Consider the following 23,337-nt stretch of genomic DNA (forward strand, 5'->3'; position numbering starts at 1 on the left):
AAGATAATTTTTAACTAATATTGTAGTAAGTTCTTACTTAGAAGATACTAAAATATACTTATTGTGTATATGTTATACAAAAAAAGCATAAATATATGAGAAATCCTTTATTTACAGCAGTTCTTTTTTGTATTTGCACCTCAGCTCACGGCCAGTTCAACACAATCAAGAAAATTAAGGTATTGCCTCAGATTCAGATGGACACGGCCACTGTTGCTAAACTACCTTCAAGTTTCATCCCTGGCTATGAGCCAGAAAATACCGTTGAATTGAATGAGGCTGCAAAGAAGGTAATCGCTTTAGTTTCAATGCCTTTATCGAATCCTATAATCAATTCTTACTATGGGAATAGAATAGACCCTATATCTGGAAAACTCAAATTCCATCAGGGTATAGACTTTAAGGCCAATTCAAACTCAGTAATGGCGGTTATGCCTGGGAAAATCAGGAAAGTAGCATACTCACGTAGCCTGGGGAACTATATAGAGGTAGAGCATGGCGATTACAGAACTATCTATGGCCATCTTTCATTTGTCCTGGTGCGGGAGAAACAAGAAGTAGCGGCTGGTGCTGTGATAGGCATTACTGGCACTACTGGCAGAAGCACGGGGGAACATCTGCATTTTTCAGTTAAGCACAAGGGTAAGGCTATAGACCCTACTCCTGTTTTAGATTTAATATATCGCTCAGTAGAACTTAGGGCAAGAAACAAAACTGCTGGTTTGGGCAGTAACTAGATATGCTCCATCACCTTTATAATACCTTCTAACTTTTCGTTTACCTCGTCTTTCAGAAACTTCAGCCTTTCAAGGGCAATATAATTGTAAGTGTCTGTTTCTTTCTCATCCTCGCCTTTCTTCACTATCTCAAAATGCTCTTTGAAGAGATTGCATATTTGAAAATGCTCATCGTAGAAATTAATCAGCAGTAGCAGCAGGTCTATACTCCCTCCTAAGCCATTTTCAAGGCGTGAAATCTGGTTCTGCCCCACGCTTAGGGTTTGGGCCAAATCCTTCTGCGATAATTCTAGGCTTCTTCTTAGTAACTGAAGTCTTTCCCCTAAATCTACTAGAACTAGATTCATGCGTAAAATGATTGAGTTAGTGATTCAATTTCCTTATTTATTCTGGCGAAGTTTTCATCAAGTATTGAATTCTTGGTGGAAGCTGCACCAAAATTATAAAAAATTGGCATGCTTACATATTGTTTCTCTTCTTCTGCTATCAATTTTATGTCAAGGTCAATTTTGCAGTTGTAAGTACTGTTCGTGTGCTGGCCGTCAAAGGTACTATTATCAAAAGCAACTTGCGCTACTACCTCTCCTGCTGACAAGGTGGCAATTTTTGATGCCGGGATGAGGGAACCCATTTCCTCATTCATTGTCACTGAAGTTCTGTTCCTGTCAATGCTTACCCCTTCTTTTTGTTGCCGCACCTTACCGAATAGTTTTTCAAGCCAATCTAATGTTTCCTTGTTCCTTACTGAACCTGAAATTACGTTCGCTGCAACTGAGCAAATGGTATCTGCTGTTTCCCTTCCGTACTGCTGTTTTAATTGCGGCAGTTCCTGAAGGCCCAAAAGAACAGCAATTTTGTTACTTCTGGCGGTTGCTATCAGGTTCTCCACCTTATGCACGTACAAGGTCGGAGATTCGTCAATTATCATCCCGCATGGCAAATTGCCCTTTGAGTTGATTAGCTTAGTCATGCGGTTCAGGATAAGGGCATTACAGGCACTGTTTATGCTCTGCGTGGATGGGTCGTTAGCTATTACCAGAATGGATGGGTCTTTGGGGTCTGTTATCTTCAGGTTGAAATCATCACCGCTCAACACCCAAAATGTTTCCCTGGTGGCAAGTCGGCCAACGTTGATTTTTAGCGTTCCTATCTGCCCCTCCAACTGGTCAAAGGCTTTGTTCTTGAAAGCTGATTTGAACGGCGAAAGCAAGCTCATTAGCTGTGTCTCGGTAAAGAGCATGTTAAAAATTTCCTCGTAACTCAAATTGATAAATGCCAGCACATGCGGGAACGTGGAATACTTCCCCCCCTCAAACCTGCTTAGGAAGAAAATACAGCTTGCCAGAAAGTTGACCGCTGACTGCGTGAAGAACTGCGCTGCCCCGCTCTCCTTGTCACTTTTGGTTAAGGACTGCAACAGCGCCTCGGCTGTTTCGGTGGCATCGGCCAATGTCGGTAAATACTCTGGCTTTAGTGGGTTAAACCTTCTGCTATGTTCTACGCTGTTGAAGTTAATTACATGGAATTTAAAGCCTTTCAGTATGCCTTTCTTCTTATTAATCAGATAATGGTAGTATGCGATTTTCCCTAAATCTGGAAACTTGAAATCATAGAGGGCCAAAGTAAAGCCTTTTGCCAGCATCTGCTTAATGAAGGGATTGACAACTGAGAATGATTTACCTGAACCTGGGGTTCCGATTAGTAGTGTTGCTCGGAAGGGGTTTTCAATGTTAAGGTAGCCTTTGTTAACCCGTTTCCTGTAGTAATATAACATTGGGATATTTACGCTGTAGGGCGTATTCCTAAGCTCTTTGCTCTGCTCAAATGACTCATTCTCAACATTGAATTTGTCTTTCATCAATCCAGACTGAATATGCTTCGAAATGTTATCGAGTGCAACATTGATAAAGACTGCGCCTATAATTGAGAAAGCCATGTAGAAGGCATCAAAAAGGCTCAGCTCTTCCAGTAGGTAAGTTTCGCTCTGATAGAAATAGAAAAAACTTGAGCCGAAAAAAAGAACGAATCCCATAAAAAGCGGGAAGATAATATGCTTTGCAGGGCTATGGTTAAGGTTCTTCTTTGCCTTGGTTCCGATGGAAACTATAAGTATCAGCAGGAAAGTGAATGCTTTTGAGAAGTAGATATTATCATATACAGCTATGCGCTGAATTTTAATAATAGCTGGCCTAACTGGTTCAAGCAAACTGCTACCCCCGAATATGAAAACAGCAAATTCTAATACTAGGGTAAAGTAAATGAAGCCTTGTAAAAAGGCGTAAAGCTTTTTGAGTTCGGTAGATTCTTCCATAAGTCTTAAACTGTTTTGCCATCAGTTTGCAGGCTCGTCAGACGATGGCCCCTCCTGCTCTGGCGGGTTTAAAAAAATAACTGCTATCAAATTCAGCAGCAGAACGGGTCTGTTAGGACTGAAAATGATAGCAGACTTTAACCTGGCACAGCACCGGGGCTTTTAGTTTCGATAGCATAAGGCGGGTCTGTTGTGCCGGCAGTGCTGGCTTTATGCTATCATTTTTTAAAGAGGAAATTTAAAACCAAAAAGCAGTCCTGTTCTTAGTGGGTGGTCCTTAGCACCTATAATGCCTTCGTTCTTTTGGTGAAGCATCAGGACGATGTTATTTTTAAAAATATACCCTGCCTCAAATCCTGCTTGCAAGCCCGCTATAACATTATTTGTATTGGAGCCTACGCCTGCCCCTACCCGAAAATTTAGGTATCTGTTGGTTGCCCTGGTAATATTTGGCTTAAAGGCCACCCCCCCTAAATAGTTCTCAGTGTTGGTAACTTGGGATTTATAGGCATCAGCAAACACTTCTAAATATTTAAGGTAGCTTTTGCCGAACTCCAAGGCAACTGTTCCTGTGTAGGCTTCCTTGTGCATTATTCCTGCTGACAAACTTAGTCTGGTATATCCTTCCTGGGCTTTTGCTTCGTAGAAAATTGAGAGTAACAAAAGGGAGAAAAAAGCTAATCTTTTCATAGGGTATCAGCATTTAGAACGTCTGAGTAATCAATTTTCAGGGAAATAGTGCGGCCCGAAATCTGGCTTTCCGCTATTTCTATATTGAAAACCTTTTCATCAGGGAAAGTAAATCGTTTGAACACAAAAACGTTTCTGTACTTTTTCTGAAAGCTTTTTATATTGTAGAGCTGTCGCACTGGCTCTATTTCTATCTGCTGAAAGTTAGTTGCCTTTACTACTTTCTTATCCTCTATTTTGAACTTGATTTGGTCAATTTCATATTTGATGTTGGTTTCGTTTCTCATGGAAACATCGACAAAGAAATAATCGCCAATGGTATAAATGTTATTCAGGGTAATGCTCATTTTCTGGTTTCTGGTGGAAACTGCATTTACCCTTGGCTTATTCTGTACTGCCATCATGCTGAATTTATCCATATCCAGCAGGCTCATCGAAACACTGGGATTCAGAAACTCGTCTACCTGTGTCGGGTCAATCCGTACCTCGTAATTGGCCGTTGCGCTCTCAGTATAGAGTAACTTGTACTGAACCATAAACCGCTCCCCTACTATGGTAACCATTCCAGTTTTAGGGTTGGCCTTTTTCGGTTTGATTCTGAAAATATTGTCCACTGGTATGTCTCCTGCAATATCATCTGTGGAAATATCCACATACTTTATTGGCTCAGGGCTTACTATATGGGTAGTGACTAACTCATTTACATAAATAACCTTAACATTCCTGGTATCGCTGGTTTGGCTGAAGGCTGTAAGGTTTGCAGCCATGAGCACAAACAGAGTAAGTAACTTTTTCATAATTATTTCCTTTTGGCTTTATTATCAATCAAATAAACTGTGGTGTTATACTTCAGCTTTGCCTTATTCTCCTTGAAAGCTTTACCCGCTGCCCTAGTGGTTGTCTGAACCATCCTGTCCATCATTTTGAACATCATTTCGTTTTGATTGGAAGGGTCTTGCTCAAAACTCATGGATTGGCCTTGTGTGGTTCGGGCGGCAAGCTCTTTGGTAAAATCCCTGAACTGTGAAGCTGGAACGTATAGCCCTGACATACCATCGTTGTCATAAATGCTCAGGTTCACTGGTATAATCTGGTTGCCGTACAGAAGGGAGCTAATGCTGATTTCTACCCTCTGGCCTGTGAATCCTGTTACTATGCCAAAAAGATAGCTGCCTTTTTTAATTTCAAAATCGCTTACGAAAATGTCATCCAGTAACCGAATTCTTATTCTGCCCCCATCCCTGACAGTTAAGCCTTCATCCAGAATGGCTTTGATAAATTGCTCTGTTTTGGCATCTGTAACGGTGTTGAAATAGGAAATATTGGGGTTGGCGCTTTTCCTTACTGCCTCAGGCTCTACCTCTTCTACCTTTGGCTGCTGCTGCTGGCTCATGGCCTGGCTTGCCTTTTCCAGCATTTGCCTGCTCTGTGGTGAGGGTTCCCTTCCTGCCCTGTCCAAACTGTCTATGTATTTCATCTGCGCTTTGAACAAACGCATTTCCTTTTCATAGGCAGATTCTTCTTTGATTGGTCGGGCTGGTCTGGAAGTGGCCGCTGGTGAAGAAGCTACGTAGCGGCTGCGGTCTTGCTGCTGCCTTGTGTTCACCCTCGCCATAAAATCACCTTGCGGTTTATCAGTAAGGATGGCCGCATTCATGCTATCCAGCATACGCCTTTCTTCAGGGGTGTAAACACTGCCGTAATCTGCTGTATTTCCCCTGTTCTGGTCTAGCTCCCTGATTGCTGAGGCATCGGTGCGGTACTTGTTTTGTTCAACCGAAGCCCCGAATTTGTCATTTATTTTGCGCTTCTTCAGGTTAGCATCAGGCAGTTCAGTTAAGATTCCCTCGCTTTGGTTCAGAGTTATTTGTTTGCCCTGGGCCCTCGCTGGTTTGGTCATGTCCAGATACAGGTAATTGAACAGAAAGGCAAAAGGGAGAACGATTGCAGGAATCACATATTTAGGCTGTTTGAAATTAATCTTTTTCATCTATGATGTTATTTAGGTCGGATTCAATTTCCCTAAGTAGCAGGCTGTCTTTCGTCATTATGCTGTCGGGATTTATATGGTTCAGCTTACCTTTCAATTGGTACAACTCCACTAGTTCAGCGGTAGTAGATTTCTTTCTCAGTTGCACTTGCTGGTTGCCGCTGTCCACTTCTGAAAAAATCCTGTCTATGGATGCACCGTAACCCTTCCTGTTAAAGAGCCTGCTTATAAGCAGTGCTGTAACCGAAATCAGAAGAATGAGGAACATTGCCGCTATCACCTTCCTGGGGTTGTCCTTGGCGTACAGCTTTACCTTTTCCTTTTTGGAAGAGTACTGCCCTACCACTTCCTTAAAATCTCTTCTTTTCCACATTCTCTATATCTTTATTTAGCACCGTTCTCCAGCCTTTTATAATTAGGCCGTGTGGGTTATTCTGAGTGCGTGGCACGTCCTGCAAAACCCCTTCCGTAACAAGCTGCCTTGTAAGGATTGAGGTTTCGCGCTCAATGCGCTGTTTGGCGTAGTACCTGAACCGCTTTTCGGAATCAACCTGTACGCTGTCTGTCTGAATGGTCAGAAGGGCAGAACTGGCTAGAATAGAGTTGTAGTAGCCTTTTTCCTTCAGGTTGTTGTATTGGGCCAAACCTGTTTCATCCACCAAGTACATGGCTTTTGTAAGGTTGTTCTTTATATAGGCATCATCTGGTGGAAGCGTGAAAAACAGCATGTGGTATAGGTTAACGTGGGCCTCCATTTCTACCTCCCTGTTGGTTCCTAGCTGTGTCTGCTGCACCAGTACGGGCACGTTGTGGTCTATCACATACAGGTTTTTGCGCTGCTCATTAATCAGGGAGTAGGCGAAAACGCAAACTATCACTACAACCACAAGTGAGGTAATGAAGCTGCCTACACTTATGGCGAATGCCAGTTTTATCTTATCTTCAATTTTATTTATCATTGTCCTTTAGGTTAGAATATGGATTGTTTATTTCCCTAAGCTCCTGCCTGCTTTCATGCCGCCGCCTACCATCGAACCGATTGCCTGACCTATGCCAGAGGTGTTGATAATCCAAGTTGAGATTACTGGAATTGTAAGCATGGCCAATGCCCCTATTATCAGCGCCACTATGAAAAAGCTTATGTTACCTGAAGAAGAGGAAACGTACACTATGAACAGGTCTTCGTCTGCCAGTACAGCCCTGAGAATATCTATTTCCCGTTGCAGGCCATATTTCACCAGCACAAATGAAATTGACATAATTATAAAGCCAATCGTGGAGTATAGCCCTACTGAGATATACCTTCCTATCCACGTCAAATAAGATTCCCTGAAGCCTGGGAGAATGCTGAGGGCAAAACTGAAAGGCCCCAAAATGACGAGTATTGCCGCAAAGATTATCTGAAGAAAGAATATGATGTAAGTACAGACTTGGAAAATCGTTATGACAATAAACTCTAACAGCCGCATCATGGCAAAATTTATCCTGGCCGTAATCATCAGGTAATAGCCCTTCATTTTATTAATCAATGGGTCTAAGTCTATCCCTATCTGCTCATACCATGCTTTGTCTGTTGCCTCCCCGTTTACCTGCTCTGCATCTGCGACGGTATCTGACATTTTCCTAGCCACGCTATCAATTAAAGCCATCCGCTCCACGTGCATATCTTCCACTTGGTCTATTTGGCCTTCGTACATTGCCCTGGAAGAATCGTTCACAACCTGAAGTGGAAAATTTATAACCTCAATAAAAGGGCTCCAAAGTACGATTATAAGAGTCAAGGCGAATGGCCGCAAAAGGGGCATTATCCTTAGCGTTTCATCCCCTGCCATCATACCGTAAGCCTGCATTGCAAAATATAGGAGCATGGCTATTGCAGCTATTGCCTGGGCATCTGCAAGAAATTCACCTGTTAAATCCGTTATGCTCAGGAACAGCCCTTGGAAGAGGTCAAAAATCGCTTTGTCTATTAATTCACGCATCTTTTAGTATTTAATGTGTTTGTTGCTCGTTTTATAGATGCTTATTAATCTGCGGTAATAGCCCCTTAGCTTTGATAAATCCTCTAGGCAAACTCTGAACACTTTTGTCTTTAGGGCATCGTCCATGTAAGAATCTTTGGCTATATCTATATCTGCGTTGATTCTTTCTTTTTCCTGCATCAGAGCCAGAATGTGTTCTACTGCTACCCCTGTATCTATGGCCTCGGCATTGGCCAAATCAATCTCCGTATTGAGCGTTTTTATTTTTTTCTCATAAAGCAGGTAATAGCTTTTATTCAGGCTGCGGTCTGCCATCTTGAACATTTCCTGCTCGTAGACTATATCCACGTCATCTTTCTGTTCCTCGGCCTTTGCCTCATTTACTTTTATAAATGCCAGCGTTGGGGCAAGCTGAAGCATATTTCTTCTGTCCTCGCCTCTTCTGTAGCTATTGTGGAATAGAATAAAGTACCAGCGTGGGTCAAAATCTCTTCTATTCCATCTTACAAAAACCTCTCTTTCTAGCTGCTTTTTTGTATTCCTGCTTTCCACTGGCGTTACCTGGGCTTTTGATTCGGCCAATGGAAGAAGGAGCGCAATTGATAGAAAGGCAAAACAGGCTCTAGTTTTCATGGCTTCTTATTTTTTCATTGTTTTGTACTCGTCCAGAAGTGAATTAATAATAGCTCCGCTATGGTTGGGGTATTTTCGCCCTGGGTACATTGACTTCCATAAGCCAGCATATTTTGCTGTTCTCATTCTTCTGGTAATTGAGTAGGCCAATCCCCTCATAATCCGCAACTCGTCCACAACGTGCCGAATAAGGGCCAATCGGTCTGCATTGTTCATCAGGTTCATATCTGTTCCTATGACTGCAACCTGATAGATATAAGTAAAAAGGTCTGCGGTTCGGTTGATTAGGGCAAGCTCGGTTTTAGCGGCAATCAACATCAGCTCAGGGTCACCCCTGGCTATGTCTATCATTTGGGATTGGTATTTCCCTATGTCGTTTGCTATTGTTGAGGCGTAGATGATGTTCTTTCCCTGGCCTACTATGGACTGCACCGTTTTCAGGGAGTTGTACATTTTAGATTCCAGTTCCTGAATCTGAGCCATCTTAAAGGCTATGGTAGTCTGAAGGCTTGAAATCTCCCCCTCGCTTTGTTTTATATCCTTTAGGACTGTCTGCTGCGCTTCGTGGTTTATCACTAGGGCAGACAGTACGGCAGGGTCAAAAACCAACTGCTGGGCATTTGCCCCTGTTGCCAGGAGCGCAAACAGGTTAACTAAGCATAGAAATTTTTTCATGGCTTCTTTTATTAATTAAGTTTGAAAATTCTAAAAGCTTCATTCCAGATTTTTGCAAATCCTCTACAAATGTGTCAAGGGCTACCCTGTAGTCCTGGTACTTGTCAATGTAGACCTGTAGGGCATCTTTCTCTTTCCGCTCGGTGGTGAATGTTAGGTATTCGTGCATCGAAACCTCTACCCCGTAGACCTCGCCTTTTGAGCCTCTTTTAATGTAAACCTCCTTGAATTTGCCCCTCCCCTCTTTGTTGGTTAGGTTGTTAATGGTGAAAATCTTTTTCTGCTCCACTTCATTTAGGGAAAGGAGATTGGCTATTTCCCCGAAATTGTCTTTGAACTTGGTCTGGTCAAGTAGGCAGATAGTGTCTGAGTTGTTTATGATGGAATTCTTCACAACTGCATTGCCTATAATATCATCAAGCTCCTGGGTTACTACCACTGCTTCACCCCAAAACTTCCGCACTGTCTTGTACACATACAGGATATAGCCTGCCATCAAAGGTGAGGCAATCGCTTTCCATGCCTCTTCAATAATGAGGGCCTTGCGGTTCTTCTTATGGCGCATTTTCTGTAAAAACACGTCCATTATAATGATGGTGGTAATTGGGAAAAGTATCTTGTGTTCTTTGATGGCATCAATCTCGAACACTATAAACTTTTCATTGAAAAGGGTAGAATCCATCTGGTTATTTAGGATAGCCGCATAATCTCCCCCTCTGTAGAATTTTTTAAGTATGTAGCGGTAGCTCTTAATGTCAAAATCTATGGCTTCCGCTTGGGTTATCTCTACTATTTTGTCAATCGAATATTCGTAGAAGGTGTTGAAAGAAAGGTAATGGGTATCGTTTACTTTGGTAAAAAAGTAGTCATAGTAAGAAGTGATTACTGAGGAAAGTACGCTATCCTCAATTTGTGTCACCTGCCCATCTGTACCTTTCCAGCAGACAAAAAGCAGCGACTTAAGGAACTCCCTTTTCTCTTCGTTGTATTCCTCCCTTCCGATTCTGAAAGGGTTCATTGTGATAGGTCTTTCCTCGCTGTAGGTAATGTAGCGGCCCCCGTAATATTTGCAGATTCCGTAATAGCTGTGGCCTGTGTCTACCAGAATAATATCTGTGTTCTGCGTGGCATACTGCCTGAAAAGGTGGTTGGTGAAAAAAGACTTCCCACTGCCTGAAGGCCCAAGGATAAACTTGTTTCTGTTGTTTATCCGCTGGGTTTCTATTGGCATATCGCTTGGGTCAATGGCTACTGGTATGCCTTGCCTGTCACAAAAAAAAACCTGGAAGTTAGAAACCTCGTCCTGAAGCAGACTTTCCTTGAACATCATGCAAATAGCTGCATCGGAAGTAGTCTGGAACTTATCATAGTGCTGCAACTCTTCCTGGTTGCCTGGGATGGCCGCCCTGAACAGCTCTAGCTGGTTGAATGCGTTTTTAGATGGTATTATACCAAAGGAAAACAGACTGCTCTCTATGTAGTTCGTGGCCCTGTCAATTACCTGCTCGTCTGCGCCTATGATAATGTTGAAGTGGGTAAGTACCAGCAACTGGTTATCCTTGGCAATATCAGCCATCACCTTGTCAATGTCCTCTACCGCTAAATCGTTGGCAGGGTCGGGCATGGAAACGTGGCGCTTTCTTTTAGCAGCAAGCTTAGCCATTTCTAGGCGCTGGTCTGGTATCTGTATTGTCTGGTTGTAGGCAATACAGTCTGTTCCTGGTACGTGGTGCAAAAAGTGCATCAAGTCTACTGGAAGGGAGAAACCTAGATTCACCTCAACGTGCGGCTTTAAGGTTGCTGGAAAATCAATTTCGTCTATGTCAATCAGTGAAATACTCTTCACTGTGCGTTTCCCGATTTTAAGGCTTTCCTCGGATGCTGAGAAGTTGTTGAGCGTATAAGTTGCATCTGAGAAGTTGAAAGCCACAAACCTGTTTAGCAGGTTGGTAATTTCCTTTTCCTTTAGTGGCTGCGGGGTGAATGATTTACTTTCCAGCAGGGAAATAACTTTTGTTACATTTCGCTCAAATGATTTAAAATCTTTTTCATCGTAGGTGAAGAATTTGGAGCGTTTAACATTCCTGGTTATTGTCAGGAAGGTGTTAATATCCCTGTACTCCCTGCCCTCAAAATTCTCGTTGTATTTTTGGTCCAGGTAATCCGCTGATTCTTTGCCTTTGAATTTCTTTAGCGCAAGAATATCTAGTTTCTGAAGAGTATAGCCAGAACCTAGAATTTTTATAATGTTACCCATCACATAATGAAAATCGCTGTAAGCGTCTATGTCCGCTGAATACTGAAGTACAGGATTCTTGATTTTTATTATTACCGAATGGTCGCTTTTCTCATGGAACAGAATATCATAGGCATAGGCTTTTATGCCAATAAATGGCTTGCGAAATTCTTTTGCTTTCATACCTTGGAAAATTAAAAAAAGTGAAGCAGCGGGAAAAAGGAGCTTAACCTTTGGAAGAGCGTTTGAATTTTGGAGAAACAACGAACGTCCCTAGTGATATTTTTTTCTTGTGTAAGCCCTTTTTCTGCTTCTGGTTGGTAAAGAGCAACCCCCCTAAGCTAATGACTATCATTGCAGCCACACCAGCAATTGGCTTAACGAGCGTAGAAACCAAAATTCCTACGACGAAAGCAGCCAGTACAGAACCCATTGCCCAATAAATAAATTTTCCCTTAAAGGATTTGAATATAAGGGGCTTTTGAAGCCCCCTATATACATTGTATCCGTCAGTGGAATCTTTCATTACACCCCGAAGAATGCCTTGATGATTACTCCTACGACCATCAGGAACACGCAAGAACCCATCCAGCCCATAATGGCCTTCTGCACGTCCTGGTCACCTGAATTCCATTTGATGTAAACCCTTATACCTCCAACTAAACCGACAATGGCCCCGATTACTAAAATCAGATTTCCGATTGGGTCAATGTAAGTAGTTAGTTCCGATGCTCCCGCATCAATACCACCTGCGCCGCCTCCCTGGGCAAATGTGTTTGAAGCAGTTGCAACTACTGCGAGGGCGAATAATAAAAGTTTCTTTTTCATAATAATGAAAGATTTGAATTGAAAAATGTTAGAGGTAAAAGTGAATTAAAATTATTAGCTGAAAATGGTTTTTGATGTTGAAAGGGCATTCTGCATTGCCTGTTCACGTATCATTTTAAGATAGTTGTTCGGCTGCATTGGCTCTCCCATCACGGCCATTTCTACTACTTCTTCAGGTTTTGGCTCTTCTATCACAGTCATTTTTACTACTTCTTCAGGCTCTAGCTCTTCATCGGTATATTCCTCTTCCTCAGCATATTCCCCTTCTGAATCTTCGAGGTATTCCTCTTCGGGGTATTCCTCTTCTGAATCTTCGGGGTATTCCTCTTCTGCCTGCGCTTGTGTATTATAGGCGGTAACTGTAGGTTCTTCAAAAGCCTTTGAACCCAAAACTTGGGAAACTTCCTCTTCATCCAGCAGATTACTCATATTGTACTCTATTCCTTCCCCTGAAAGTCTTACTGGCCTCCCTTTGGTCAGTAAATCCAGCAGAAAAACGAATCCATAATACACTAGATAAAGTGTTACAACAACGGTGAAAAAAGTACCCCACTCCATAAAGAAATAATTTAAAAGGCTATAAAATTATTACTGTTTCACTCTAGGAACCTCTTTCACTCTAAGAACATCTTTCAATCTAGGAACCTGTTTTCTTTCCTATCTCTCAATTCTTGAATCAATCCTTTATTTTTTATGAAGAATTGCTGAAGCAAAAAGCTTGTTAAGAGGTTAGAGTTAATTTTTTCTTTCTTTCTTAATAAATCTAGCACATCAGCAATGTCATCGTCAATGTAGACTGTTCTCTTATTAAATGTGAAAAATTCCTTTTCGGACTTTAATATTTTATGTAACTCTGTGAAAGAAGGAAATTCATCAACCGTACCATGTTCGGTTGCCTGTTTTTTCCTGGTAGGTTTTGCCTTTGTTACCTCCTGAGCTGGTTGAGCTGGCTCAGCAACTTGGTTAGGCTCCCCTGGGGTAGTGTCATGTGGCGTTTCAGGTTCTGCTATTACTTGCTTTGAATCTGAAGGAGTCTCTGCAGGTTTATCTACTGGCTGCTGCTTATTCTTTAATTGTGCTAAAAGACTCTTAGAGCTTTTAGGTTCTTTATGTTCATCCATTACAAAAATACTTTTAATAAGATTAAAAACAAATCAATACAAAATAAATATACCAAAATTTTGAAAAATAATTTTTAGGTAATATTACTATCCAAAATATGGTATGTTTATAAAGATTACTTAATTAATGTATATACACAAATCAAACAGGCTGTTGGGTTATAGACTGGTATATGAAGTCGAACGGCCCTTTGATAAGCTGCATAGCTTCACTGCTTATACTAAATGAGTCAATCCGCATCAGGGCAACCCTTTCTGGTATCTTTGGGGCCACTTCTCCGAAAGGCCTCAGAGCCTCAATCACGGATTGCTCTGTTTCGTATTTAATGCTGCTCATTACCCTTGTAGGCAGGAAAACAAGCTTGGCCTTTGCCGCCACTGCCTTAACTACTTCAGCAAAGAAGAAAGTAGATTCAAATATTGATTGCTCATAATTTATAGGGCAAATGATTAGGTCTGCCCCTTTGATGATTTCTAGTATTTTATCATCGTCTAACCTTCCTGGCATATCCATAATCAAATGAGCATCTGATTTCATTTCCTCAATGCCTTTTGCATAAGTGGCATATTCATCAATATCCATTTTCATTACTTCATAAAGAGGCTCATTTTTATACTCCTCTTTATTGCGCGTCCAACGCTGGTAAACCGTGTCCTGGAAATCAAGGTCTATCACCAGGATTTGTTCCTTCTTTTCCAGCACAAGATAATTTGCCAGTAGTGTTGTAATGGTAGACTTCCCTACCCCTCCTTTTTGGTTTGCAATTAGTATGTTCATAAATTAAAAGTTTGGTTTTCTATTATTGGTTAATTTTCCGCTTCCGCTTGTTGTCAGCTTCAGTTCCCCTTGAATTGGCCTGTAGCATATACTCTACTATATCAAGCATCTGGCTGAAGCCTCCGCTACTCTGCTCCAACTCTTGGTGTTCATGGGGTGAATACTCCCTGTCCAGGTCGTGAACTTTGGCTTTGCTGTAATCCAGCTCTTTGTCTGTAAGGTATGCCATATTGTAAATGGCATACCCGCCTTTGTCCACTAGGTAGGCTTCCCCCTCCTTCTTGGCATAGGAGTAGTTATTGTCTTTAGCGATTTCCCCTAAATCCTTTCCAGCATCAAGCAGGCTATTTAGCTTGTCTGAAATAATTTGCCGCTCCTGCTCTCTGGAATGCTCTGTATCGTAGTGGCCATAATCAAGCGGCTCTAAATCGTGCTTATTGACTGAGAAAATCTTGGCAATTATCTCTGATTCGGTTTTGCTTGAAAACCTGAATTTCTGCGCCTCTGAAAACCTGTCGCTATAATGGACCTGCTTCATGCGGTCTTTGGAAATACTGAAGCTTACCTGTTCCTCCCCCTTCAGCTTGATTTCTCCTTTACTATCAAGGTCAAATCCCAATTTTGAAAGCTGGCCTTTAAAATTCCTGTAGCCTAGCTTTTCATCCTGAGCCAGAAGAGTAATCAGCTCCCCCCCTGCCTTTAGTCTATCAGCTCTCGGTATTGCTGAAAGCAAAGCCGCAAGCTTCATCACCTGCGAACCCTTGAACACCTGTTTTTTTGCGTGGTCAACTATGGTATAGCCATAAGGTGTGTCTTTGCCCTGGGCCTTGTGAAATACCAGCTCTACCCCAAAATTGCTTTTCATTAAATCAGAGAATTCCTCTAACCCTAATGCTGGCTTGTACTTCTGGAAAATATGAGCAAGCTGCTTCGCCCTTTTTTCTGGCTCCTTGTACTGCTCTATTTTCGCCCCCACCTTTGTTTTGGCCTCTTGGTGAAGCACCGTATCATTTTTAATGAATTTGTATGAATCATCCTTCATCTTTACCGTTACTCCCTGCGCTTCCAGTAGCATCTTGAATTGGGCTTCGGAAGAGAAATTATAGCGCATGGCCTTATCTACATGGCTCTTTACCTCATAGGCCAAATCAGCACCTAGAATTTTCTGAATCACTGCCTGGGAACGTCTGCCCTCAAAAGAATCGTTAATCTTCTTTCCCTGGTCGTTAACTCGGCTGGAAACTATATGCACATGGTTATTGGCCGTGTCCGAATGAAAGTAAATTAGGAATGGGTTACCCCCATAACCCATTTCATCTAGGTACTGCTCTGCTATCTCTGTAAGCTGTTTGGTATCGTACTCTCTCCCCTCGCAAGAAATCACCGCATGAAACTGCGGATTTTTTACCCTACTGGCCTTTTCATCGGAACCGTTGGAATATTGGGTTAGGTATTCTTTGTAGTCCTGAACAGTTACACCAGAAAGCCCCTCATAAATACCGAAGTTCTTAATTGATACCAGCTCGGCAGAACCTCTATCGACCTTCTCTTCATTGTAACCAACCCCGTTAAAACTGGCAGAATTAGAAAGAATCTTTACAACCATAACCTTTGATTAAGCAGAAAACGAATCTTAAATATTAAAAATCCTTACTTACTTCTTCTTGTTGGAACGCAAGTAAGTTCTTATTGCTAGTAAAAATTCACTTTGTAAATCCATCATCCTTTTAAAATGAGTGTTGTAATCACCCAAAAGCTTAGGGTCAATCATTTTATTTCTATCTAGGTAATTCACATACTTAGCAATCTGATTGATATTAACACCTACTTTATGTATCTCACTATTTAGCTTACTGATAGCTAAAAGTAAGGGTCTGGGGTTATGCACCGCGTTACTTTCTGTTGATAGAAGTTTCAATCTGGCATAGGTACTCATTTCATCATAGCCAGAATCCTTTAGCCTTTTCTCCAACTCTTTGAATTCATCATCTGTGAATCTTAGGGTTATTCGGAAATCTTTTTTCTCTTTGGCCTCCTTCTTGGGCCTACCTCCTTTGGGGTTCCATTCCTTTTTTTCACTCTTTGGCCTGCCTCCTTTTGGTTTCCCTTCCGTCTTTTCACTTTCCATTTATTCCAAAATTATGAGTCGCGAATAATTTACCCCTTGGCTTCAAAGCGGAGCGAGAAGCTAAGGGCAAGAGGTTTTTGTCAGACAAAAACACTTCTTGCAAACCAAATCCCGAACCTACACTTTGCCCCCTTTTTGGTTTTGTGCAGCTTTTACAGGAACAGGGGTAAACCGATTTACTGCCATAAATAAGAGTTACTACCTCATGTGAGGATTGGGCTTATGACAAGTTTCCAAAAGACCAAACTTGTCATAAGCGAATATACAGAAACAGTTTATATAATACGTATTACGTATTATATAAACTGTTTCTGTATAATAAGCAATATATGTTATATAGTATCTAATACGTATTATATAATATGTATTACATAAAATCTAGTAAGTGATAGGTATTAAATGTTATGTATTATATAATATTTAATATTTAAAATATATTACATAATATGCAGTAAGTAATATTTAGTAAATTATATGTATTAAGTAATATGTATTAAGTAATAAGTAATAAGTAATAAGTAATAAGTAATAAGTAATAAGTAATAAGTAATAAGTAATCCATATTAGGTAATACTTATTACTTAATATGTAAAAAGTAATACATATTATATAATACTTAATTAATATTATATATTACACAACAAGTAATAGGGAATAAGTAGTTAAACAAGCTTAGAGAAAAGAAACAAAAAAACCCACTGTTTAGCGGGTTCCTGTAATTAAGAAAACTTGTACTTGCTCCTTTATGCTGGCTCAGCAGAATCGTTACTTTTTATAGTATCAAGGGCCAATTTAAATAGCAAAGTATCATCTATATTTAAAACTGCTGCAATGTCCATCAGTTCTCGCATTTTAAATAAACTAGGGTCTTCAATTTTAGCCTTCAGTCTGAGGTTATGAATCTTAGTAGCTGTAGCAATACTAGTAGGGGGGGCTATACTGAAAATTGTCTGAAAATCAGGAATAAGGCCGCTTTCTAGCATTTGTTTAGCCTTTTCAAATTTTAAGTTTGTTAATTCACCGTTAGCCATATATCAGATTATAGAAAAGCGTGTTAAAAATTTAGTCCTTAGTAAATATATACAAAATGTATATAAAAAAGAAGTACTAATAGTTTTACCTTCCAACAAAAGGGAAAAAAAACTAGTCCTTTTTCAAGCCGTTCAGCCAGAACAGAACAGCTCCAAGGCTGAGAATCATAAGCCAGACAAAAATAAGAAGTGCAAGCATTACGGGTTCACGCTTTTTAAAATTGCAATGTGTTCAAGGTAGGGGGCAAGCCTGTTAGTTGACTTAAAGCAGGTTACTTCTTTTATCTCGTTCCTGTCACCATCATACAGAACCTCTGCGTAGAAATCGCCCACAAAATACAAATTTCCTCTTTCGGGATTCGTTGCAAGAAAAGTACCTTCTGTGTAAACACATTCGGCCCTTTCCTCCTGGTTCAAAAATCTAAAATCATAAATGTTCATAGCTGTTCCTCCTTTACTAGATTAACTCTGTCTGCATGAGCACCACTATCTAAAAAAGCAGATAGAATCTGTGCTGCCTCTATATAACCTGTTGCCTTTACATAGCACTCAGGAATTGAATATTTGCCTGTTTTCAAATCATAGCCATTAGCAGTAATATGAAATTCTATTTCAGGCTGAGTTGGGTTATCTTTCATAACTACGTTATATCTTTAAAAATATACAAAAACCATATAGAAAACACTTTTATTCCACTAACTTATTCCACTAACCCCCCGCCGTAGGCGGTCGCTATATTGGGTTTGTGGGGGATGGTTAAACATCCCCTTCATCAGCAAAAGAATAATGCCCCTCCTTTGTCAAAATTAAATGGTCAAGTAAAACCATATCCAACAATTCGGCTCCCTGCTTCATTTTGTTGGTTAGGGTTAAATCTGCTGCACTTGGCTTTAGCTGGCCACTTGGGTGGTTATGAGCCAATATAATACCGCTGCAAGCCGTTAAAAGTGCTGCTGACAAAATCAGCTTAGGGTCTGCCACTGTTCCAGAATAGCCGCCTTTTGAAATTTCGCAAATACCTAAAATGCGGTTTCCTCTGTTCAGAAACATTACTTTGAACTCTTCCACAAACTCTATATTATCTTCATCCCAACTGGCCCTAAATGCCTTTTCTACGTCTGCCGAACAGGTAACCCGCATTAAACTGCTGGCTGGCTGGTCCAGCTTATAGCTTAGTTTTATTTGCGGAATTGCTTTTAGAATTTCCTGCAAGCTATTTAACTGGTTGGCATTTTCATTTACGTTTGAGGTTTCGGACTGTACGTTGTAAATTGTCATGGCCTTGTTTTTTGTGTGGATGATTAACTGATTACTTATATAAATATATACGTTTTATAGTTAAAAAGTTACGTTTTGTATATATTTAATTATCCACAAAAACAGACTCTTTTTTTCCCCTTTTGTAAAAAGTCTTACTGCTTTTGCTATCAGAATTGAGCTGGCCTCTGTTTAACCTGGTTAAACTTTGCTATCAGAAATTTAAGTAGTGGCGTTGGCTCTGCGCTGGCCTTTGTGTTCCTGGCCTGAAGAATGATGGCAAAAAAGAAAACCCGCCTTTTGGCGGGTCGCTAGATCTGGTTTTCTAATTTCCGAAACTAGAAAAATGGCGCTTCCTATAATTATTGATTTCCTTTTCCAGTTCCGGAAAGTCGCTGCAAACTTTTATTTGCTGGTTCACAAAATCAAGCATTGCCTTGGCTGTTTCCTCGTTGGCATTGTCAGGAAAATTGAAAGTATAAGAATTGCATTTGAAAGTAACTTTAAACTTTACGTATCTTCCTGGGCTGTTTAAAAGAAGATAGTATTTGCTTATTAAATTCTGGACAAGTTCATTCTGTCTTAACTGCCAGAAAATTTCACCTTGCCATTTTTTAAGCAGGTACTGTTTAAAAGTAGGGGAGGGGTTTTTGCCTTTCCTTTTCTTCGCGGCGGTTTTTCTCTTCAGGTCTATTTCTAACTGTGTATAGGAATAATCAAGATAGCGAAAACCACCGTTTCCTCCTTCTTCTAAATCCCGCATCAGGGGAACAGCCAGAAGGGGAAACTTAGAGTAAATTCTTCTGGCTGCTCTTTTCCTGCGGTTTCTTTCTTTGGCTGCTGCGCTCCATTTTCTATTAAGAGTTTCCATCGGCTGAAGAATTTATTTAAGGAAAGTTTTTATTTCATCCCGCAAAGCTGAGTATTCAGAATGAAGCTCTAAAAAACGGGTTCTGTGGTTTTCTTCGTTTTCATTCTCGGCTGCTTTTCTCCAATAGCTGGCCGTTAAATCAAGGGAAGTTTTTATTTTCTCTAGCTGGTCGCGTTCTAAATCAATGCTGAATTTCATAAGGCTAAATTTTTGAGGTTTGGAAAAAAGGAGCCTGCCAGATAGCAGGCCCCGTTCTTTTATGCTTCCTGCTGTGCTGCTTCCTGCTCCTGCTCCTGTGGCTCTGGCTTCAGGTTTAGAATAAAGCTTGCTGCCTTGAACGCCTTGGTGCTGGCGTAGATAATCATCGTTTTATCATCCTTTAGTTTGCTGGCCCATCCTTTCAAGTAGGCAACTGAATTTTCTATAACTGCATCTTTTATGCCTGTATGCGCATTTAAAAAACTGGCTCCCATTTCTGCAACTAATTCCTCTTTTGAATAGTTAGTATCACCGAAACGGCTGGTTTTATCCTCTGGCGTGAATCGGTTTAATCTTACCTCATGGCCTGTGCTGTGAATCAGCTCATGGAATAAAACAGAATGGTAGGATTGAGGATTTACAAAGTGTCCAATTGCTGGCATCTGCACTTTGTCATTAAATGGAGCGTAATAGGCTTCAGAGCCTCCGTGTTGTATTCTAGGGGCAGGAACAGGATAATTGTCTACAATTGACTGACAAGCCTCTATAATCTCGTTTTCGGTACGTTCCTTTACTTCAGGAAATTTGAACTCAACGCCTTCTATCTGGTCAATGTTAAAAACAGTCCAGATGAACGGCACGAACTTGTTTTGAATAACGTCTTTCGTTTCTCCTGTACTGGTGGTTTTCTCGCCTACCTTATTGCCGTAGATTTTCCAGAACAGTATCTGAGTGCCTTTTTCTCCTTTTCTCACATTACCGCCTAATTCTTTGGCTTGGTTGAAAGTTATAAAGTTGGGGGTTCTGTAGTTTTTCTCTATTGTTACATAGTTTAGATAAAAGGCGTTAAAACCTTCATAGCATCGGCCACTTTTGTAATTTTTAGGAAGTCCAGCAAAACCAGCGGTTCCCCAAGGCTTTTGCCAGATAACTACGCCTTGCTCTAATTTTTCAATAATTTCGTTTGTTACTGTTTCTGCTAACTGCTGGAATTTTTGCTGTGCGTTCATGGCCTTGTTTTTTTTGTGTGTGGATGATTAACTGATTACTTATATAAATATATACGTTTTGTACTTAAAAAATTACGTTTTATATATGTTTAGTTACCCACAAAAACAGGCTCTTTTTTCTCCCTTTTGTAAAAAAATCTTTGTTGAGGTTATTTTATCAGCTAATAAAAAGAGAAGCCCTGTAGATTTGACTTCTACAGGGCTTCTCTTGCTAAATATTTACTAACTCAGGAAACACTAACCATCTTCTAATTCAAGAAAGATTAATCTTGATTTTCTTCTTTCATAGCTATACTGGTAATTTGACCTCCTAACTATAATAGAACCTATAAAATAAGTATATATATGGCTGCAATACTTGAACGCCTATAGCCAAGAAGGGCTATAGGCTCATTATTTAGTATCTCATTAGCTGCAATACTTGAACACTGGCTTACTTGGGCTGCAACAGTTGAATGGTGGGCTGCAATACTTGAACGCTTTTAGCCCTCTAGCTGCAATAGTTGAATGGTGGGTTGCAATACTTGAACGCTTTTGGTCCTCTGGCTGCAATAGATGAACGATGGGCTGCAATAGATGAGCGCAAAGCTGCAATACTTGAACGCTTTTAACCCATTTAACCTATCTTCTTAATAAGAATTTGGGCCTTAAAATACTTCGGCTGCAATACTTGAACGCTTTGGCCTGGGTGGATGAATGGTTGCAAAAGTACTTCGGCTGCAATACTTGAACGGGTAGAACAGGTAAAATTGATTCCATATCTACTACAGCAGCACTAAATCAGGAGCCAGAATGAACTGTTTAGGAGTTTGTTTTACTAGCTGGCTGCAATACTTGAACGGTTTAACTGGTAAATTACAGCCTTTTCCTTTCAATGCATTCCCATAGTTTACCGTTCAGTATCATTGTTTTAGCTTCTCCGTTAGTTATCTCCTTGTTATAGGCTCTAAAGTAACAGGTTGTGATAGCGTTCACCTTTAAATCTGTATCAATGGAGTTATTGGTAATCCACCGTTGGAAGGGATCTTTTTCATCCTTGATTTCAACTTTATGGTACTTGCTGGTAAAGATTGCTGTTAGCTCCTCCATTAGTTTAAGGAAGAAAATATTGTCTCCTTGTGTTTCGGCTGTCAAATCGTGGAATGTAAGTTCTACCCAATAATCCTCCTGGTAACGCAGGCTTTCATCACCTCTTACGAACTTGTATGTAAAGTTGAGCTCTCCGACATTCTTCATTGCCTCCAGCACCCTCTTTAAAGATGTTTTTCTATTCTTGGGTTCTTCCACTACAATTCCCGCTATTCCTGCTAGATAATCAACAGTGAACTTTGTAGATGGTATCAATTTAGTAAGAAGAATATGCCTGGTTTTTTCCAGTAGCACGTACAGGCTTTTTCTACCATCACCCCCTCTACCTTTGCCAATCTTACTATAGCCTTTCGTATCTATAGTATAGTACCTTTGAAGAAAACCCTCTATCACTTCAGGAGCTAACCTGATTTCGTACAGTTTAACACTGCCGCTGTTACGGTCATGGTTCAGCTTTATATCCTGAAGTATCGAGAACTTAGTTAAGTGCGTTGTTTCTCCTTTGTTGTTGTAGGTATAAGATTTATCAAACACAATGTTATGGCGAATCATATTAAGCAGGGCAAAATCAAAAACTGTCTTAAATGTGTGCCCATTGTAAACAGGTGGAACTGCCTTCTTATTATTAACAAAGAAAGGGTGCAACTCGCACAGGGTTTGTTTGTTTCTACCGGTTTCCTTACAGAACTGGTTCAATGTAAAAGTGCTGAATCCGAATATATCATGTTTGAGCCTTTTCGATATAAAAACAATAAAATCTTTAACTATGCCTGCATCATCGAAGAAGCTTGATTCAATAGATTTTAGATTGTCAGCTATGCTCCTGTCAATCCTACTGAGATAATAATTCTCTTGAATTATAGTTGGTATATCATTGTTTTCTAAGTTGCTCATATTCGCTTTGATTAGTTATTAGTGAAGTCGGAACTTCTACATTTTTGAGGTGGTCTGTTTCCATCCACTAATTTCAATCCCTTCTAAGCGAAGATACTTATATACTGTAGCAGTGCTGCGTATCTCTAGTGCCTCCTGAATATCAGGAATAGAGCTGCCTCCCTTGTACAGTCTGGAAGCGTTGGCGGCTTTCTTTTTGGCCTTCTCAGTTAGACCTGGGGTGCGGCCCCCATTTTTCCCCCTGGCTCTTGCTGAGGCTAAGCCTGGGTACGTGTCCTCCCTTATCCAATCGGCCTGTAGCTCGGAAAGCGAGGCAAACACCCGAAAGATAAAACGGCCCATGCTTGTACTGGTGTCAATGGCATCTGTGAGGCTGACTAAATCAATTCCTCTTTCCTCTAGCTCCCCGACTAACTTAATCAAGTGGTTGAAATTTCTGCCTAACCTGTTCAACTTGTAAATCACTAGCTGGTCACCCTTGCGTAGCATTTTTAGCATTAGGTCTAGCTGTGGCCGTTCAGTCTTGCGGCCAGTTACTTTCTCCTGGAATATCTGTTCACAGCCGTATTTCTCTAGGGCATCAATTTGCCTGTCTAGTTTCTGGTCAATAGTTGATACCCTTGCGTAACCAATCTTTGCCATATTTTTTAAAAAACTCAATTTTCACACAATATATAAAATTTGATTAATTAAATGGTTACTTTAAAAAATAAAAGGCTGTTTGCAGCAATTTGAGAATTACTTTGCAGCACTTTAAAGCACAAGCTTGGAACATTTTATACTTTACATAAAAGGTGATATGGAACAAGGAAGGCTCCCCATATAAGGAATCCTCCTATTTTATAGCATAAAAGCACTCTTATACTCAATGGGAGGCA

General features: G+C 40.5%; 28 protein-coding genes. 1 reads left to right on the forward strand and 27 read right to left on the reverse strand.

The window, feature by feature from the left end:
* The first annotated feature begins 95 nt into the window (after positions 1-95).
* Positions 96-737 (forward strand): M23 family metallopeptidase, encoded by a 642-nt coding sequence (locus tag HHO50_RS19845; protein ID WP_181308803.1) that lies wholly within the window; start codon positions 96-98, stop codon positions 735-737.
* On the opposite strand, the gene HHO50_RS19850 is transcribed toward HHO50_RS19845, so the two are convergent.
* The 27 genes from HHO50_RS19850 to HHO50_RS19980 all read right to left on the reverse strand — a co-directional run bounded on the left by HHO50_RS19850 (position 734) and on the right by HHO50_RS19980 (position 23,101).
* Positions 734-1,084, reverse strand: coding sequence for a helix-turn-helix domain-containing protein (locus tag HHO50_RS19850; protein ID WP_181308806.1), 351 nt, complete (start codon positions 1,082-1,084; stop codon positions 734-736). The two genes, HHO50_RS19845 and HHO50_RS19850, sit on opposite strands and share 4 nt — an antisense overlap.
* Positions 1,081-3,048 carry a type IV secretory system conjugative DNA transfer family protein gene (locus HHO50_RS19855; protein ID WP_181308808.1) on the reverse strand — a complete coding sequence of 656 codons (1,968 nt, stop codon included), beginning with the start codon at positions 3,046-3,048 and terminating at the stop codon, positions 1,081-1,083. Before HHO50_RS19855 ends, HHO50_RS19850 begins: the two co-directional genes overlap by 4 nt.
* Before the next feature lie 225 nt (positions 3,049-3,273).
* A complete protein-coding gene (locus tag HHO50_RS19860) occupies positions 3,274-3,738 on the reverse strand; it encodes a hypothetical protein (RefSeq protein WP_181308810.1) in 465 nt (154 codons plus the stop codon).
* On the reverse strand, positions 3,735-4,535 hold the full coding sequence (gene traN / locus HHO50_RS19865) for a conjugative transposon protein TraN (RefSeq protein ID WP_181308812.1): 801 nt from the start codon (positions 4,533-4,535) through the stop codon (positions 3,735-3,737). Before traN ends, HHO50_RS19860 begins: the two co-directional genes overlap by 4 nt.
* Before the next feature lie 2 nt (positions 4,536-4,537).
* A complete protein-coding gene (traM, locus tag HHO50_RS19870) occupies positions 4,538-5,728 on the reverse strand; it encodes a conjugative transposon protein TraM (RefSeq protein ID WP_181308813.1) in 1,191 nt (396 codons plus the stop codon).
* Complete coding sequence (locus HHO50_RS19875) at positions 5,715-6,101, reverse strand: hypothetical protein (RefSeq protein ID WP_181308816.1); 387 nt, start codon at positions 6,099-6,101, stop codon at positions 5,715-5,717. Before HHO50_RS19875 ends, traM begins: the two co-directional genes overlap by 14 nt.
* Positions 6,079-6,687: a conjugative transposon protein TraK gene (traK, locus tag HHO50_RS19880; protein WP_181308818.1), complete on the reverse strand. Its 609-nt coding sequence runs from the start codon at positions 6,685-6,687 to the stop codon at positions 6,079-6,081. Before traK ends, HHO50_RS19875 begins: the two co-directional genes overlap by 23 nt.
* 27 nt (positions 6,688-6,714) lie before the next feature.
* The gene (locus HHO50_RS19885) at positions 6,715-7,710 is read right to left on the reverse strand and encodes a plasmid transfer protein (RefSeq protein WP_181308819.1); all 996 of its coding nucleotides are present in this window, start codon (positions 7,708-7,710) and stop codon (positions 6,715-6,717) included.
* A gap of 3 nt (positions 7,711-7,713) precedes the next feature.
* Positions 7,714-8,343 (reverse strand): hypothetical protein, encoded by a 630-nt coding sequence (locus tag HHO50_RS19890; protein WP_181308821.1) that lies wholly within the window; start codon positions 8,341-8,343, stop codon positions 7,714-7,716.
* A gap of 6 nt (positions 8,344-8,349) precedes the next feature.
* On the reverse strand, positions 8,350-9,018 hold the full coding sequence (locus HHO50_RS19895) for a plasmid transfer protein (protein ID WP_181308823.1): 669 nt from the start codon (positions 9,016-9,018) through the stop codon (positions 8,350-8,352).
* Positions 8,993-11,437 (reverse strand): TraG family conjugative transposon ATPase, encoded by a 2,445-nt coding sequence (locus HHO50_RS19900; RefSeq protein WP_181308824.1) that lies wholly within the window; start codon positions 11,435-11,437, stop codon positions 8,993-8,995. Before HHO50_RS19900 ends, HHO50_RS19895 begins: the two co-directional genes overlap by 26 nt.
* A gap of 43 nt (positions 11,438-11,480) precedes the next feature.
* Positions 11,481-11,780, reverse strand: a complete 300-nt coding sequence (locus HHO50_RS19905) for a DUF4133 domain-containing protein (protein ID WP_181308826.1) — start codon at positions 11,778-11,780, stop codon at positions 11,481-11,483.
* Entirely contained in the window at positions 11,780-12,082 is a 303-nt protein-coding gene (locus HHO50_RS19910; RefSeq protein WP_181308827.1) for a DUF4134 domain-containing protein, read from the reverse strand. Before HHO50_RS19910 ends, HHO50_RS19905 begins: the two co-directional genes overlap by 1 nt.
* Positions 12,083-12,136: 54 nt before the next feature.
* Positions 12,137-12,640 (reverse strand): hypothetical protein, encoded by a 504-nt coding sequence (locus HHO50_RS19915; RefSeq protein ID WP_181308828.1) that lies wholly within the window; start codon positions 12,638-12,640, stop codon positions 12,137-12,139.
* A 74-nt stretch (positions 12,641-12,714) separates the two neighbouring features.
* The gene (locus HHO50_RS19920) at positions 12,715-13,203 is read right to left on the reverse strand and encodes a hypothetical protein (protein WP_181308830.1); all 489 of its coding nucleotides are present in this window, start codon (positions 13,201-13,203) and stop codon (positions 12,715-12,717) included.
* 142 nt (positions 13,204-13,345) lie between these two features.
* The gene (locus HHO50_RS19925; protein ID WP_181308831.1) at positions 13,346-13,981 is read right to left on the reverse strand and encodes a ParA family protein; all 636 of its coding nucleotides are present in this window, start codon (positions 13,979-13,981) and stop codon (positions 13,346-13,348) included.
* 22 nt (positions 13,982-14,003) lie between these two features.
* Positions 14,004-15,587 carry a relaxase/mobilization nuclease domain-containing protein gene (locus tag HHO50_RS19930; RefSeq protein ID WP_181308832.1) on the reverse strand — a complete coding sequence of 528 codons (1,584 nt, stop codon included), beginning with the start codon at positions 15,585-15,587 and terminating at the stop codon, positions 14,004-14,006.
* A gap of 48 nt (positions 15,588-15,635) precedes the next feature.
* The gene (locus tag HHO50_RS19935) at positions 15,636-16,109 is read right to left on the reverse strand and encodes a plasmid mobilization relaxosome protein MobC (protein ID WP_181308834.1); all 474 of its coding nucleotides are present in this window, start codon (positions 16,107-16,109) and stop codon (positions 15,636-15,638) included.
* Positions 16,110-16,852: 743 nt separating this feature from the next.
* On the reverse strand, positions 16,853-17,140 hold the full coding sequence (locus HHO50_RS19940) for a hypothetical protein (RefSeq protein ID WP_181308836.1): 288 nt from the start codon (positions 17,138-17,140) through the stop codon (positions 16,853-16,855).
* 198 nt (positions 17,141-17,338) lie between these two features.
* A complete protein-coding gene (locus tag HHO50_RS19945) occupies positions 17,339-17,581 on the reverse strand; it encodes a hypothetical protein (RefSeq protein ID WP_181308838.1) in 243 nt (80 codons plus the stop codon).
* On the reverse strand, positions 17,578-17,778 hold the full coding sequence (locus tag HHO50_RS19950; protein WP_181308840.1) for a hypothetical protein: 201 nt from the start codon (positions 17,776-17,778) through the stop codon (positions 17,578-17,580). Before HHO50_RS19950 ends, HHO50_RS19945 begins: the two co-directional genes overlap by 4 nt.
* A 118-nt stretch (positions 17,779-17,896) precedes the next feature.
* Complete coding sequence (locus HHO50_RS19955; protein ID WP_255478836.1) at positions 17,897-18,418, reverse strand: JAB domain-containing protein; 522 nt, start codon at positions 18,416-18,418, stop codon at positions 17,897-17,899.
* A 304-nt stretch (positions 18,419-18,722) separates the two neighbouring features.
* A complete protein-coding gene (locus HHO50_RS19960) occupies positions 18,723-19,268 on the reverse strand; it encodes a hypothetical protein (RefSeq protein WP_181308843.1) in 546 nt (181 codons plus the stop codon).
* 12 nt (positions 19,269-19,280) lie between these two features.
* On the reverse strand, positions 19,281-19,466 hold the full coding sequence (locus tag HHO50_RS19965) for a hypothetical protein (RefSeq protein WP_181308845.1): 186 nt from the start codon (positions 19,464-19,466) through the stop codon (positions 19,281-19,283).
* Positions 19,467-19,525: 59 nt separating this feature from the next.
* Positions 19,526-20,476, reverse strand: a complete 951-nt coding sequence (locus HHO50_RS19970; protein ID WP_181308846.1) for an ArdC family protein — start codon at positions 20,474-20,476, stop codon at positions 19,526-19,528.
* Between the two features lie 855 nt (positions 20,477-21,331).
* Positions 21,332-22,459: a hypothetical protein gene (locus HHO50_RS19975; protein ID WP_181308849.1), complete on the reverse strand. Its 1,128-nt coding sequence runs from the start codon at positions 22,457-22,459 to the stop codon at positions 21,332-21,334.
* A 36-nt stretch (positions 22,460-22,495) separates the two neighbouring features.
* Positions 22,496-23,101 (reverse strand): recombinase family protein, encoded by a 606-nt coding sequence (locus HHO50_RS19980; protein WP_181308851.1) that lies wholly within the window; start codon positions 23,099-23,101, stop codon positions 22,496-22,498.
* Positions 23,102-23,337 lie beyond the last annotated feature (236 nt).

It is taken from the genome of Rufibacter sp. XAAS-G3-1, assembly GCF_013623775.1.
GTDB lineage: Bacteria > Bacteroidota > Bacteroidia > Cytophagales > Hymenobacteraceae > Nibribacter.